Below are 14,563 nucleotides of genomic sequence, written 5' to 3'. Positions count from 1 at the left end.
TACGTGGGCGACGCGCCGACCCTCGACGCAGTAACTCCCGGTCGAGGATCAGCGCGCGGTAGCTCGCGAGCCGGGCTCGGGCTCGGTGTCGTCGTTCAGTCCGAACGCGTCGCGGATCTCGTCCTCGCGGTCCCACATCGCCTCGCGGACGTCCATCCCGAACTGCCGGACCGCGTCCCCCAGGTCGGTGATGCTCTCCGCCAGCCGGTCCGAGATCCCCGCCGGCGTCAGCTGCTCCAGCGCCCGCGAGGCCTTCCGCGTCACCATCACGCCGGCCGCCACCCCCAGGCCGGTCCAGAACATCCGCTTCACTTCGTCGCCGTCCGCCGGGCCTTGCCGGCCGCCTTGGTCGCGCGCCGCTTCCCGCGGCGCTTGCGGTGCGCCTCGCGGCGCATCTCGTCCCGCACCCGCTTCTGGACCTCGCGCTGCTTCTTCGAGCCCATCGCCCGGCGCACGCCGTAGGTGAAGGACACCGCCTTGATCAGCGGGTTCCCCATCCCGACCGTGGCGATCGCCGTCAGCGCCTTCGCGTTCCGGGTGATCGAGGAGACGTTGTCCGTGATCTGCTCCACCGACGACAGCGTCACGTTGGTCGTCGCCACCGTCGCCGTCACCTCGGTCAGCACCGGCACCGTCGAGTCCCCGACCTCGCCGACGACCCGTGTGAGCTCCTTGAGCGCCCCACCGAGCTTGACGAGCACGTACGACAGGAACAGGACGAGGACCGCCCACGCGACGGCCACGATCAGGCCCGCGAGCTCTCCAGCTGACACCTGGGTCCGCCTTCCTCTGGTTCGACGGCGACCTTATCGGGAGCTTTCGGTCCTCGCGGTGGGTGCCCCGTGGGCCCCGCCGCGCCGGCTCACCCGTCAGCCCTGATCGCCCCGGAGGATGGCGCGCAACTTCGCCAGGCGGTCGGACAGACCGCGCTCGCCCCCGTTGTCGGTGGGCGCGTAGTAGTCCTTGCCGTGGACGGCGTCGGGTGCGTACTGCTGCTCGACGACGCCGTGGGGGTAGTCGTGCGAGTACTTGTAGCCCTTGCCATGGCCCATGCCCTTCGCACCCGGGTAGTGCGAGTCGCGCAGGTGGCCCGGGACGGGGCCCGCGACGCCGGCCCGGAGGTCGGCCACCGCAGCGCCGAGGGCGGTCGTGACCGCGTTGGACTTCGGCGCCAGGGCGAGGTGGACGGTCGCGTGGGCCAGGTTCAGCTGGGCCTCGGGCATGCCGATGAGCTGGACCGCCTGGGCGGCGGCCACGGCGGTCTGCAGAGCGGTCGGGTCGGCCATCCCGATGTCCTCGCTCGCGAGGATCACCAGGCGCCGGGCGATGAACCGCGGGTCCTCCCCGGCCTCGACCATGCGCGCCAGGTAGTGGAGCGCCGCGTCGACGTCGCTCCCCCGCAGCGACTTGATGAACGCGCTGATGACGTCGTAGTGCTGGTCCCCGTCGCGGTCGTAGCGCGCGGCGGCCTGGGCGACGGCGTGCTCGACGAGCTCGAGCGACACCTCGGTCCGGTCCAGGTCCAGGGCGGCGCCGGCGGCCGCCTCCAGCGCCGTCAGCGCGCGCCGGGCGTCACCGCCGGCGATCCGGAGCAGGTGCTCGCGCGCCGCGGAGGCGAGCGTCACCGCGCCGGCCAGGCCGTGCTCGGCGGTCAGCGCGCGGTCGATCAGCGCGCCCACGTCGGCGTCGGTCAGGGGCCGCAGCGTCAGCAGCAGCGAGCGCGAGAGCAGCGGCGAGATCACCGAGAAGTGCGGGTTCTCCGTGGTCGCGGCGACCAGCGTGACCGTCCGGTCCTCCACGCCGTGCAGCAGGGAGTCCTGCTGCGCCTTGGAGAAGCGGTGGACCTCGTCGAGGAACAGCACGGTCTCCGGGCCCCCGACCGAGAGGTCCGTCTTCGCCCCGGCCAGGGCGTCCCGGACATCCTTCACCCCGGCCGTGACCGCCGACAGTTCGACGAACTTCCGCCCGGTCGCCGCCGAGATGATCCGGGCCAGCGTCGTCTTCCCCGTCCCCGGTGGACCCCAGAGCAGCACCGACGACGGCGCCGCCGGGCCCGACCTCCCCGCGTGATCGACGAGGCGGCGCAGCGGGGCCCCTGGCTGAAGCAGGTGGTCCTGGCCGACCACGTCGTCGAGCGTCCGCGGCCGCATGCGGGCCGCCAGCGGCGCGGGCCGGTGGGCCTTCCCCGCCGACTCGAACAGGGTCTCCGGTTCGCTCACGCCGCCGACCTTAGTTCGCGCCCGCCGTTAGGCCGCTCGGGTGACGCCGGGTATCGCCGCGCGTCCGCTCGGGTATGCGGCGGGCGTGAGCGGGTCCAACCGGCCGGGCCGCGTTCCCGTCGCGGCCGCCGCCGTTGCCCTCGTCGTGGGCATCGTCGGCGGCCTCGGCGCGGGCGCGGTCTCGGCGCGCGCCCGGTCCGGGCCGGCCCCGGCGGCGGAGCCCGCCCGGCCCGTCACCGACTGGGCCGAGGCGAACGTGACCTGCCGCTTCCAGCAGGTCGGCGACCCGGTCCGGCTCACCGGCGCCCCGGGGTCGGTCGCGGTTGCCCGCGGGACCTGGCGCTCGGGCACGTGCCCGCTCCCCCGCGCCGAGGTGACGATCCGGCTCCAGGCCCGGCACGACGGCGAGTGGTACGACATCGACGAGACCGTCGACCTCGTCCGCAGCGGCACCCGCGCCCAGGCGACCTTCTCGTGCCACAACACGCTCGCCACGAAGTGGCGCAGCGTCATCGACGTCGACCTGCCTGACGCCTCCGACGACCCGGAGCAGCTGATCACCCCGACCCGGACCCTGAAGTGCTGTCCGGACCCGGCCGAGCTTCAGCGGAGCCGCCGGGCCTGACCCGGCCGCCCCCGAGCCGAGCGACCGTCAGACCGGCGGCGGTGCGTCGATGCCGGCGTCCTTGCGCTGCGCCGGCGTGATCGGCGACGGGGCCCCGGTGAGGGGGTCGCCGCCCGAAGCGGTCTTCGGGAACGCGATGACGTCGCGGATCGACTCCGCGCCGGTGAGCAGCGCGCACATGCGGTCGAGGCCGAGCGCGATGCCCCCGTGCGGCGGCGGGCCGAACTGGAAGGCCTCGAGGAGGAACCCGAACTGGTCCTCCGCCTGGTCCTTCGTCAGCCCGATGAACTCGAAGACCCGGGACTGGACGTCGCTGCGGTGGATACGGATCGACCCGCCGCCCAGCTCGGTGCCGTTGAGGACGATGTCGTAGGCGTCCGAGAGCGCGTGCTCGGGGTCGGTGTCGAACGTGTCGACGTACTCCGGCGTCGGCGAGGTGAACGGATGGTGCACGGGGCTCCACCCACCCGCGGTGGTCTTCTCGAACATCGGGGCGTCGACGATCCAGACGAACTCCCAGCGGGAGGTGTCGATCAGGTCGCAGCGGCGGCCGATCTCCAGGCGGGCCGCGCCGAGCAGGGCCAACGTCGCGCTGCGCTCGCCGGCCCCGAGAAAGATGCAGTCGCCGGGGTTCGCGCCCACGGCGGCGGCGAGGCCGTCACGCTCGGAGTCCGACAGGTTCTTCGCGACGCCGGCGAGCGTGCCGTCCTGACCCACCGTCACGTACGCGAGGCCCTTGGCGCCGCGCGCCTTGGCCCAGTCCTGCCAGTTGTCGAGCTCGCGCCGGGTCTGCGCCGCGCCACCGGGCATCACGACCGCACCGACGTGCTCGGCCTGGAACACGCGGAACTGGGTCCCCGCGAAGTACTCGGTCAGGTCGACGAGCTCGCAGCCGAAGCGCAGGTCCGGCTTGTCGGAGCCGAAGCGCCGCTCGGCCTCGTGCCAGGTCATCTGCGGGATCTCGGCCGGGATCTCGTAGCCGACGACCTCGGACCAGACGGCGCGCAGCACCTTCTCGGTGACGGCGCGGATGTCGGCCTGGGTGCAGAACGACATCTCGACGTCGAGCTGGGTGAACTCCGGCTGCCGGTCGGCGCGGAAGTCCTCGTCCCGGAAGCAACGCGCGATCTGGTAGTACCGCTCGAGCCCGGCGACCATCAACAGCTGCTTGAACAGCTGCGGCGACTGGGGCAGCGCGTACCAGGTCCCCGGCTGCAGACGCACCGGCACGAGGAAGTCGCGCGCACCCTCCGGCGTGGACCGGGTCAGGTAGGGGGTCTCGACGTCGAGGAAGCCCTCGGTCTCCATCACCGAGCGGATGATGTGGTTGACCTTCGACCGCAGCCGCATGTTCTCGGCCATGGTCGTGCGGCGCAGGTCGAGGTAGCGGTACTTGAGCCGCGCCTCCTCGCTGATGTTCCCCGCCCCGTGATCGTCGATCGGGAACGGCAGCGGCGCGGCCTCGGAGAGGACGAGCACCTCGCTCGCGATGACCTCGATCTCGCCGGTCTGCAGGTTCGGGTTGGCGTTGCCCTCCGGGCGCAGCGAGACCTCGCCGGTGACCTTCAAGCAGTACTCGTTGCGCAGCCCGTGCGCGACGGACTCGTCGCGCACGACGACCTGCACGACGCCCGAGGCGTCCCGCAGGTCGAGGAAGGCGACCCCGCCGTGGTCCCGTCGGTGCGCGACCCAGCCGGCCAACGTGACGGTGGTGCCGGCGTCGCTCGCGCGCAGCGAGCCCCCGGTGTGCGTGCGGATCATCGGGCTACATCCCACGGTTGGGGCCGACCAGCGGAGCTGCCTCGGCCAGGTACGGGTTGGTCGCGCGCTCGGTGCCGATCGTCGTCGCCCCGCCGTGACCGGGCAGGACGATCGTGCCGTCGTCGAGCGGCAGGATCTTGCGGGCCAGGCTCTCGAGCATCTGCTCGTAGCTGCCGCCGGGCAGGTCGGTCCGCCCGATCGAGCCCTGGAAGAGGACGTCGCCGGAGAGCAGGACCTGCTCGGGGACCGCCCACTGCCCGGCGTCGGGGTCGGGCGGCAGGCGGAACATCACCGAGCCGCGGGTGTGACCGGGCGCGTGGTCGACGCTGAACGTCAGCCCGGCCAGCTCGATCGCCACCCCGTCGGTGAGCAGCCTCACGTCGTCGGGCTCGGTGTACGTCCGCCGCCCGCCGAACAGCTGGTCCAGCGACACCGACAGGGCCTTGCCCGGGTCGTGCAGCAGCTCCTCGTCGTCCGGGTGGATCCAGGCCGGGATCCCCCGGGCGCCGCAGACCGGCTGCACGGAGAAGGTGTGGTCCAGGTGCCCGTGCGTGAGCAGGACGGCCACCGGTTGCAGCTTGTGCTCGGCCAGCACGGCGTCCAGCTGGGGGATCACGTCGATCCCGGGATCCACGACGACGCACTGCTCCCCCGGCGCCGGGGCCAGGACGAAGCAGTTGGTCGCGAACATCGCGGACGGGAACCCCGTGACGAACAAGCGACCTCCCCAGCGGATCTGACGCCGCGAGACTACCCGTGCGGGCGTGTCGCCCCGGCGCGTGCGGTGCGGGATGCTCCAAGGCCACTTATCTAGACTGTGCGACGCCGACGCCGCGAAACGGGCGGGGATCGACCAGGAGCAAGGACCGACGAGGAGCAGTGCGTGGCCGGGCAGGGGAAGAAGACCAGCGCCGAACGGCGGCGTGAGCTGCAGGCGCAGCGCCGGGCGGCGGCCGCCGCAGCGGCACGCAAGCGCCGGATGCGCATGATCGCGGGCTTCACCGCCGTGGTCCTGGCGGGTGGCGCCATCGTCGGCGCGGTGATCGGGCTCCAGCAGCTCTTCGACGACGACGCGACCGACGTCGCCGCGGAGGCGACCCCGACGCCGTCGCCCACGCCGGAGCCGGCACCCGAGGGCTTCGCGAACTGCACGTACACGCCCGACGGCAGCCCGGCCTCGAAGGAGATCGACCCGCCCAAGAGCCTGGCGGTCGCCAAGGGCAAGTTCACGGCCCAGCTGATGGTCAACAACAAGCCGGTCGTGATGGAGCTCGACGCCGCGAAGGCACCGTGCGCCGTGAACAACTTCGTCCACCTGGCGAAGAACAAGTACTTCGACAACACCGAGTGCCACCGGGAGCTCAACAGCCCGGGCACCTACGTGCTGCAGTGCGGCGACCCGGACGCCACCGGCCGCGGCGGCCCCGGCTGGTCGTTCCCCGACGAGAACCTCGCCGGCGCGACCTACGAGGCCGGTGTCGTGGCGATGGCGAACGCCGGCCCGAACACCAACGGCAGCCAGTTCTTCATGATGTTCAAGGACTCGGACTTCCAGCCGAACTACGTGCCGTTCGGCAAGATCGTCTCCGGGCTCGACGTGCTGACCGAGATCGCCAAGGCGGGCACCAAGGTCAACCCGGACACCGGCGCGAACGACGCTCCGAAGAACAAGGTCAAGCTGAACAAGGTGACGATCACCAAGGAGCCCAAGGCCGCCGCGCCGAGCCCGAGCCCCAAGGCCTCGAGCACGCCGAGGGCGACCAGCAGCCCCAAGGCGACCAGCACCCCGAAGGCGACGAGCACCCCGTAGCTTCGGCTGCACCACAGCCGGCGACGGCGAGGAGGAACCGTGACTGAGACGCCCGAGCAGGTCGACGGCGATCAGCCCGGTGACGTGACACCCACCCCGGCCGCGGAGGCAGCGCCCGCCGAGGCCCCGGCGGTCGAGACGCCCGCGGTCGAGGTGCCGGCGGCCGAGGTGCCGGCGGCCGAGGCGCCGGCAGTCGAGGTGCCGGCGGCCGAGGTCCCGACCCCGGCGGAGGTGCCCGCCGCGGCGGTGGCGCCGGTCGACCGGTCGGCGTGGGGGTACGTGGACGCGGAGGGGACGGTCTTCGTCCGGACCCCGGCGGGCGACCGGGCCATCGGGTCCTGGCAGGCCGGGACGCCCGAGGAGGCGCTGGAGTTCTACGGGCGCCGCTACGACGGTCTCGTCGTCGAACTCGACCTGCTCGAGCACCGGATCCGTGAGACCGACGTCCCGGAGAAGGAGGCCCGCAGCGCGATCGAACGGCTGAAGTCCTCGCTCGTCGACGTAGCCGCGATCGGTGACCTCGCCCTGCTCGACACGCGCGTCGCCGCGCTGGAGGAGCTCGCTCAGGAGCGCGCCGTCGCGGCCCGGGCCGCCCGCGCGAAGGCGCAGGCCGAGGCCCGCACGCTCAAGGAGCGCATCGTCGCCGACGTCGAGGCGATCGGCGCCGGCACCGAGTGGCGCGTCGGCGGCGACCGGATCCGGGCGCTGCTCGACGAGTGGAAGGCCGCGCCCCGCCTGGACCGCAAGTCCGACGACGAGCTCTGGTCACGCTTCTCCGCGGCCCGCTCGCAGTTCAGCAAGCGGCGCAAGGCGCACTACGCGGAGCTGTCCGCGACCCGCAACGCCGCGAAGGCCGCCAAGGAGGCCCTGGTCGCGAAGGCCGAGGCCCTCGCGAGCTCGACCGACTGGGGCGCCACGTCGGACGCGTTCCGCAATCTGATGAAGGAGTGGAAGGCCGCCGGCCGCGCCGCGCGCGACGTCGACGACGCGCTGTGGGAGCGCTTCAAGGCCGCGCAGGACCAGTTCTTCTCGGCCCGCAACGCGACGTTCGCGGCCAAGGACGCCGAGTTCGCCAACAACGCGAAGGCCAAGGAGGCCCTCGTCGAGGAGGCGGAGCGGCTGCTCCCCGTCACCGACGCCGGCTCCGCCCGCAAGGCGCTCCGCGGCATCCAGGAGCGCTGGGACAGGATCGGCTCGCTCCCCCGCGACTCCCGCGGCCGGATCGAGGGCCGCCTGTCCGCGGTCGAGTCCGCCGTGCGCGAGGCCGAGGACGTCGCGCGCCAGCGCAGCAACCCCGCCGCCAAGGCCCGCGCGCAGGAGACGGTGGATTCACTCCTCGCGGCGATCGCCAAGTACGAGAAGCAGGCGGAGAAGGCCCGCGCGGCGAACAACGCCAAGGGCCTCGCCGACGCGGAGGCCGCCGTGGCGGCGCGCCGCGAGTGGCTCGTCGAGGCCGAGAAGCTCCTCGCCGAGTTCACCTGATCCCGGCTCGACGGGCCGTCAGCTCCGGGGCAGGGTGAGGATCTCCGCCCCGTCCTCGGTGATCGCGACGGTGTGCTCGCTGTGGGCCGTCTGGCACCCGGTGGCGCTCCGGAGCGTCCAGCCGTCGGCGTCGAAGACGAGCTCGTCGGTGTCCGCCATCACCCACGGCTCCAGGGCGAGCAGCAGGCCCGGGCGCAGCCGGTAGCCGCGGCCCGGCTCCCCGGTGTTCGAGATGTGCGGGTCCTGGTGCATGGTCGTCCCGACGCCGTGTCCGCCGAACTCGGTGTTCACCGGGTAGCCCGCCCCGCTCAGGACGGTGCCGATCGCGTGGGAGATGTCGCCGACCCGCGCGTCCGGCTTCGCGGCGGCGATCCCGGCCGCGAGGGCGCGCTCGGTCGCCTCGATCAGCGCGACCTCCGCCGGCGGACGGCGCTCCCCCACGTGGAAGCTGATCGCCGAGTCCGCCACGACGCCGCCGAGGGACACGGCGAGGTCGAGCGAGAGCAGGTCACCGTCAACGAGCGTGTAGTCGAACGGCCGCCCGTGCAGCACGGCGTCGTTGACCGACGTGCAGATGTAGTGGCCGAAGGGGCCGCGGCCGAAGGACGGGGCGTAGTCGACGTAGCAGGAGACCGCGCCGGCGTCGCGGATCATCTCCTTCGTCCAGGCGTCGATCTCGAGCAGATTCACACCGACCGCTGCGCGGCTGCGCACCGTCTGCAGGATGTGCGCCACGAGAGCGCCGGTCTCCCGGGCGCGCGCGATCTCGGACGGGCTGAGGATCTCGATCATGCGGTCAGTTCAGGCTTTCCGAGTTCAGTGCGTTCAGGATGCCGAGCCGTTGTTGGTGCCGGTGACGCGGTAGGCGTCGAAGACACCGTCGATCCCGCGCACCGCCTTGAGAATGTGGCCCAGGTGCTTCGGGTCGCCCATCTCGAAGGTGAACTTGCTGATCGCGATCCGGTCCCGCGTGGTGGCCACGGTCGCGGAGAGGATGTTGACGTGCTGGTCGGACAGCACCCGCGTGATGTCCGAGAGCAGCCGGGCGCGGTCGAGCGCCTCGACCTGGATCGAGACCAGGAACACCGACGACGAGGTGGGCGCCCATTCGACCTCGACCATGCGCTCGGTCTGCGTGCCGATCGACGCGACGTTCGTGCAGTCCGTGCGGTGCACCGACACGCCGCTGCCGCGGGTGACGAAACCGAGGATCTCGTCGCCCGGTACCGGGGTGCAGCAGCGCGCGAGTTTCACCCAGACGTCGTCGACGCCCTTGACCACGACGCCCGGGTCGCCGTGCGGCCGGATCTTGCCGCGGGCACGGGTCGGGGTGGTCGCCTCGGCGACGTCCTCGGTCGTGGAGTCGGTGCCCCCGAGCGATTGCACGAGCCGCTGCACCACGGCCTGCGCGGAGTTGTGCCCCTCGCCCACCGCCGCGTACAGCGCCGAGATGTCCGCCAGCCGCATCTCGTGAGCGATGGCAGTGAGCGACTCCGAGGTCAGCAGGCGCTGGATCGGCAGGCCCTGCTTGCGCATCGCGCGGGCGAGCTGTTCCTTGCCCCGCTCGATGGCTTCCTCGCGGCGCTCCTTCGAGAACCACTGCTTGATCTTGTTGCGGGCGCGGGGGCTCGCGACGAAGTCGAGCCAGTCCCGGCTCGGGCCCGAACCCGACCCGGTGCCCTTGGCGGTGAGGATCTCGACGACGTCGCCGTTGGCGAGCTTGCTCTCCAACGGGACGAGCCGGCCGTTGACGCGTGCCCCGATGCAGCGGTGGCCGACCTCGGTGTGGACGGCGTAGGCGAGGTCGACGGGGGTCGAGCCCTGGGGCAGGGCGATCGCGTCGCCGGCCGGGGTGAAGACGTAGACCTCGGCGGTGCCGAGGTCGAAGCGCAGCGTCTCGAGGAACTCGCCCGGGTCGGCGGTCTCCTTCTGCCAGTCGAGCAACTGACGCAGCCACAGCATGTCCTCGCCGGCGGTCTTCTCGCCGCTCGAGGCGGCCAGCGTGCCCGGCGCGCCGGACTGCTCGCCGTTGACCTCGGCCTTGTACTTCCAGTGCGCGGCGACGCCGTACTCGGCGCGGCGGTGCATCGCGTGCGTGCGGATCTGCAGCTCGACGGGCTTGCCCTCCGGGCCGATCACCGTCGTGTGCAGCGACTGGTACATGTTGAACTTCGGCATCGCGATGTAGTCCTTGAACCGGCCCGGGACCGGGTTCCACCGCGCGTGCACGGCGCCGAGGGTCGCGTAGCAGTCCCGGACCGACTCGACGAGGATGCGGATGCCGACGAGGTCGTAGATGTCGGCGAAGTCGCGGCCTCGCACGATCATCTTCTGGTAGATCGAGTAGTAGTGCTTCGGACGACCCGTCACGCGCGCCTTGATCCGGGCCGTGCGCAGGTCGGCGGAGACCTGGTCGATGACGACGGCGAGGTAGTCGTCCCGCGAGGGCGCCCGGTCGGCGACCAGGCGCACGATCTCGTCGTACATCTTCGGGTAGAGCGTCGCGAACGAGAGGTCCTCGAGTTCCCACTTCACGGTGTTCATACCGAGGCGGTGGGCCAGCGGGGCGTAGATCTCGAGCGTCTCCCGCGCGGTGCGCTCCTGCTTCGCCTGCGGCATGTACCGCAGCGTCCGCATGTTGTGGAGCCGGTCGGCGAGCTTGATGACGAGGACCCGGATGTCGCGCGCCATCGCGATGACCATCTTGCGGACGGTCTCGGCCTGCGCGGCGTCGCCGTAGTGGACCTTGTCGAGCTTGGTGACGCCGTCGACCAGCGAGGCGATCTCCGAGCCGAAGTCCGCCTCGACGGCCTCGAGGGTGTAGTCGGTGTCCTCGACCGTGTCGTGGAGCAAAGCTGCGCACAGGGTCGGCGGCTCCATGCCGAGCTCGGCGAGGATCGTCGCGACCGACAGCGGGTGGGTGATGTACGGGTCGCCCGAGCGCCGCAGCTGCCCGCGGTGGCACTCCTCGGCGACCTGATAGGCGCGCTCCAGGATCCGCAGGTCGGCCTTGGGATGCGACTGCCGCACACTGCGGAACAGCGGCTCCAGGACCGGATTGCCCGAGGGCGCCCGCGTTCCACCGAGACGCGCCAGCCGCGCCCGCACGCGGCGGGTGGGCGGTGGGGCGTCCGGCGTCGTGGTGGGTACCGCCGGGTCGCTCATCGATTCATGTTAACCGTGTTGAGCGGCCCCGTCTTACCGCTGGTCAGACGCCTTCGAGCGCGGTCAGCGGCAGGTCGGGCAACCGGCCCCGGCCGCCGAGCGCACCGAGCTCGAGCGCGACGAGGGCCCCGACGGGCGTTGCGCCGGCCTCGCGGACCAGCTGGGCGGTCGCCGCGAGGGTCCCGCCGGTCGCGAGGACGTCGTCGACGATGACCACCCGTGCGCCGGGGGCGAGCGCGTCGGTGTGCATGTGCAGGACCGCCTCGCCGTACTCCAGCGCGTACGCCACGGAGCGGGTCGTGAAGGGCAGCTTGCCGGGCTTGCGGACCGGGACGAACCCGACGCCGAGCGCCAGCGCGAGCGGCGCTCCGAGGATGAACCCCCGCGCCTCGATCGCGACGACGACGTCCGGACTCATCGCCCGGGCCGCCTCGGCGAGTTCGTCGGTGACCGCGGCGAGCGCGCCGGCGTCGGCCAGCACCGGGGCGATGTCCTTGAACTGGATCCCCGGCACCGGGAAGTCCGGCACGTTGCGGACCAGCGCCCGCCAGTCGCTGCCCATGGCACTGCCCACGCTGCTGCTCACTTCTTCTTCGGCCGCGAGTTCCGCGCACCCCGCGGCCCGCCGCGCTTGGGCTGCACCCGTGCGCCCGGCGGCCGCGGCGCCGTCGAGCCCTGCGTCGCCGCGGCGCGGGCGACCGGCTCCGGGGTACGATCGTCCTCGTCCGCGGTCACCGGCGCACCGTTGGCCCCGCCGGAACGCTTGCCGGCCGGTGCCTTCTTGCGCTGCGCGGCCTCGCGGACGGCGACGCGCTTGGCCAGCTCCTGCATCTCGGGCTCGCGCTCCTTGAGGAACGCGACGATCGGGGTGGCGAGGCAGATCGAGGAGTACGCACCCACGGCCATACCGATGAACAGGACCAGCGAGAGGTCCTTCAGCGTGCCCGCGCCGAGCAGGCCGGCCCCGACGAACAGCAGACCGCTCACCGGCAGCAGCGCGATCACCGTCGTGTTGATCGAGCGGACCAGGGTCTGATTGACCGCCAGGTTCGCGGCCTGGCTGAACGTGTACCTGTTCGTCTTCTTCAGGTCCGCCGTGTTCTCGCGGACCTTGTCGAACACGACGACCGTGTCGTAGAGCGAATAGCCGAGGATCGTCAACAGACCGATCACGGTGGCCGGCGTGACGACGAACCCGACGATCGCGTAGATGCCGACCGTGATGATGAGGTCGTGCAGCAGCGCGAGCAACGCGCCGATCGCCATCTTGAACTCGAACATGATGGCCAGGTAGACCGCCACCAGCGCGAGGAAGATCAGCAGCGACGTAAGCGCCTTGTTGGTGACGTCGTCACCCCAGCTCGGACCGACCACGTTCGTGGTGATCTCCGCGGGCGGCACGTTGAGTTCCTTGGAGAGCGCATCCATGATCGGCTGCGCCTCCTCGGTGCTGACCGCGGTCGTCTCGATCCGGTAGCGGTCGCTGCCGAGCTTGTGAACCTTGGGCTCCTCGGCGCCGGCGCCCTCGACGATGTCGCGCACCTCGCCGACGCTCGTCGTCGCGGACGACACCTCGAACACCGAACCGCCGTCGAACTCCACGCCGAGGTCGAGCTGACGAAAGCCCAGCCCGAGCGCGGACACGACGATGACGACGCAGCTGATCAACAACCAGAGCCGCCGGCGACCGACGAAGTCGATGGAGCGCTCGCCACGCTGCAGCTGACCACCGAGGTCGGCAAGGCGCGACATGTCAGGCCTCCCCGCCGGCCGGCGCGGCCACGGCCGGGCGCATGCCGAGGCTCGCCCGGTTCACCCCGGAGAACCGTTCGGCGCGCGCGAAGTACGGGTGCCGAAAGGCCAGGCTGATCAGCGGCTTGGTGAAAAGCACGATCACGATGACGTCGATGATCGTCATGACGCCGAGGGTGAACGCGAAGCCTTTCACGTCCGCGACCGAGAAGTAGTACAGGACGCCGGCCGCGAGCAACGAGACGAAGTTCGCCGACAGGATCGTGCGCCGCGCGCGGAGCCAGCCGTACTCGGCGGCGGTCCGTGGGCTCCGGCCGTCGCGGATCTCGTCACGCAGTCGCTCGAAATAGACCACGAACGAGTCCGCGGTGATGCCGATGGCCACGATCAGGCCGGCGACACCCGCGAGCGAAAGCCGATAGCCCATCGCCTCTCCGAGCAGCGAGACGGTGATCCAGGCCATCGCCGCCGCGACGAGCAGGCCGGCGAGCGCCATCAGCCCCAGGCCCCGGTAGTAGAAGGTGCTGTACACCACGACGAGCACCATGCCGATCGCGCCGGCGATCAGGCCGCCCTGAAGCTGGTCGTCGCCGACCGTCGCGGAGATCGTGGTGACCGTGCTCTTCTCGAAGGCCAGCGGCAGCGCACCGTACTTGAGCACGTTCGCGAGGTCGTTCGCCGTCTGGGAGGTGAAGTTGCCGGTGATCTCGGCCTGACCGGTCGGGATCTCGTTGCTGACCTGCGGGCTGGAGTAGACGACGCCGTCCAGGACGATGGCGAGCTGGTTCGCCGGCGGAGTCTGCCCGGCCAGCGAGCGGGTCAGCCGTGCGAAGGCGGACGTGCCCGCGCCGTCGAACTCCATCTGGATCAGCCAGTTGCCGACGCCCGCACCCTGCGGGAGCCCGGCCTCGGCCTTCGTGATCTGGGTGCCCTGCACCTCGCTAGGGCCGAGGATGTACTTGGCGGTGCCGTCCTTGTCGCACGCAACGACGACGGCCTCGGCGGGCGCCTGGTCACCACCCTGCCGGGCCGCGGGGTCGAGGCAGTTCAACGCGGCAAACTCGTCCCGGACCGCCTGCGTGATCGTGCCGGGCGTCTCGTCTGACGCACCATCAGACTTTCCGTCAGTCTTGCCGCCGGCCTTGGGTGTCTTCGACGGCCGGGCCGACGCGGTCGGGGAGGGCGACGGGTCGTCGGCCGCCCGCAGAGCACCGGCGACGGCGCGGTTCGACTCGGCGGAGGGGTTGGGACTGGGCGTCTGGCCGAGACCCTCCGTGAGCTCGCCGAGGTCCGGGAGCCCGGGGAGCCCGGTCGACGGCTGGGCGCCGCCCACCTGGAGCACGGGCCGGAAGCGCAGCAGCGCCGTCTGGCCGACCTGCTCGACGATGCGGCTGTTGTTCTGGCCCGGGACGCTGACGACGATGTTGTCGGAGCCGAGAGTGGTGACCTGTGCCTCCGAGACGCCGAAGCCGTTGACGCGCTGGCGGATGATCGAGACCGCCTGGTTCATCGCCTCGCCGGTGATACCGCCGCCCTTGCCGCCCTCGGCCTCGGGCAGGGGCTTCGCCGTCAGGGTGACGCTGGTGCCGCCGGCGAGGTCGATCGCCAGCTTGGGGCTCATGGCGCCGACACCGAACATCGTGATGAGGCCGCCGACCAGCAGGGCCAGGGTCAGTGCCAGGGCGCGCAACGGGCTCATCCCGCCGCGCGCCGCACCCTTGGAAGTCGACACTGTCGAATGGTCTCTCT

Annotated in this window: 13 protein-coding genes; 3 read left to right on the top strand and 10 right to left on the bottom strand. The window is 71.7% G+C overall.

The annotated features are described in order from the left end of the window. Positions 1–48: 48 nt before the first annotated feature. The 3 genes from SPOPO_RS0120620 to SPOPO_RS0120610 form a co-directional block, all read right to left on the bottom strand. A complete protein-coding gene (locus SPOPO_RS0120620; protein ID WP_019876946.1) occupies positions 49–312 on the bottom strand; it encodes a hypothetical protein in 264 nt (87 codons plus the stop codon). Then, positions 309–773, bottom strand: coding sequence for a DUF948 domain-containing protein (locus tag SPOPO_RS30815; RefSeq protein ID WP_019876945.1), 465 nt, complete (start codon positions 771–773; stop codon positions 309–311). Before SPOPO_RS30815 ends, SPOPO_RS0120620 begins: the two co-directional genes overlap by 4 nt. Before the next feature lie 96 nt (positions 774–869). Then, positions 870–2,150 (bottom strand): replication-associated recombination protein A, encoded by a 1,281-nt coding sequence (locus SPOPO_RS0120610; protein WP_084671816.1) that lies wholly within the window; start codon positions 2,148–2,150, stop codon positions 870–872. Between the two features lie 154 nt (positions 2,151–2,304). On the opposite strand from SPOPO_RS0120610, the gene SPOPO_RS0120605 reads away from it, so the two are divergent. Continuing rightward, positions 2,305–2,844, top strand: a complete 540-nt coding sequence (locus SPOPO_RS0120605; RefSeq protein WP_156870095.1) for a hypothetical protein — start codon at positions 2,305–2,307, stop codon at positions 2,842–2,844. 27 nt (positions 2,845–2,871) lie between these two features. Here the strand turns inward: SPOPO_RS0120605 and aspS are convergent, their stop codons facing one another. Both aspS and SPOPO_RS0120595 read right to left on the bottom strand, forming a co-directional pair. Beyond that, positions 2,872–4,605 carry an aspartate--tRNA ligase gene (gene aspS / locus SPOPO_RS0120600; RefSeq protein WP_019876941.1) on the bottom strand — a complete coding sequence of 578 codons (1,734 nt, stop codon included), beginning with the start codon at positions 4,603–4,605 and terminating at the stop codon, positions 2,872–2,874. A 4-nt stretch (positions 4,606–4,609) separates the two neighbouring features. Beyond that, positions 4,610–5,323 carry an MBL fold metallo-hydrolase gene (locus SPOPO_RS0120595; RefSeq protein ID WP_019876940.1) on the bottom strand — a complete coding sequence of 238 codons (714 nt, stop codon included), beginning with the start codon at positions 5,321–5,323 and terminating at the stop codon, positions 4,610–4,612. Between the two features lie 165 nt (positions 5,324–5,488). Here SPOPO_RS0120595 and SPOPO_RS35730 point away from each other — a divergent pair, with 165 nt between their 5' ends. Further along, positions 5,489–6,415 (top strand): peptidylprolyl isomerase, encoded by a 927-nt coding sequence (locus SPOPO_RS35730; RefSeq protein WP_019876938.1) that lies wholly within the window; start codon positions 5,489–5,491, stop codon positions 6,413–6,415. Between the two features lie 39 nt (positions 6,416–6,454). Further along, positions 6,455–7,897 (top strand): DUF349 domain-containing protein, encoded by a 1,443-nt coding sequence (locus tag SPOPO_RS0120585; protein ID WP_019876937.1) that lies wholly within the window; start codon positions 6,455–6,457, stop codon positions 7,895–7,897. 18 nt (positions 7,898–7,915) lie between these two features. On the opposite strand, the gene map is transcribed toward SPOPO_RS0120585, so the two are convergent. Genes map through secD form a run of 5 tightly spaced genes read right to left on the bottom strand, consistent with a single transcriptional unit; the run spans position 7,916 to position 14,546 of the window. Next, a complete protein-coding gene (gene map, locus SPOPO_RS0120580; RefSeq protein WP_019876936.1) occupies positions 7,916–8,689 on the bottom strand; it encodes a type I methionyl aminopeptidase in 774 nt (257 codons plus the stop codon). Between the two features lie 33 nt (positions 8,690–8,722). Continuing rightward, on the bottom strand, positions 8,723–11,062 hold the full coding sequence (locus tag SPOPO_RS30810; RefSeq protein WP_033385129.1) for a RelA/SpoT family protein: 2,340 nt from the start codon (positions 11,060–11,062) through the stop codon (positions 8,723–8,725). Positions 11,063–11,105: 43 nt separating this feature from the next. Then, positions 11,106–11,624: an adenine phosphoribosyltransferase gene (locus SPOPO_RS0120570; protein WP_019876934.1), complete on the bottom strand. Its 519-nt coding sequence runs from the start codon at positions 11,622–11,624 to the stop codon at positions 11,106–11,108. Positions 11,625–11,644: 20 nt separating this feature from the next. After that, entirely contained in the window at positions 11,645–12,814 is a 1,170-nt protein-coding gene (secF, locus tag SPOPO_RS0120565) for a protein translocase subunit SecF (protein WP_019876933.1), read from the bottom strand. 1 nt (position 12,815) lies between these two features. Continuing rightward, positions 12,816–14,546 (bottom strand): protein translocase subunit SecD, encoded by a 1,731-nt coding sequence (gene secD / locus SPOPO_RS0120560; RefSeq protein ID WP_028984964.1) that lies wholly within the window; start codon positions 14,544–14,546, stop codon positions 12,816–12,818. Positions 14,547–14,563: the final 17 nt, after the last annotated feature.

It is taken from the genome of Sporichthya polymorpha DSM 43042 (assembly GCF_000384115.1).
Classification (GTDB): Bacteria; Actinomycetota; Actinomycetes; order Sporichthyales; family Sporichthyaceae; genus Sporichthya; species Sporichthya polymorpha.
Note: the sequence above shows the minus strand (reverse complement) of the source record. Positions and strands in the feature narration are given on the sequence as shown.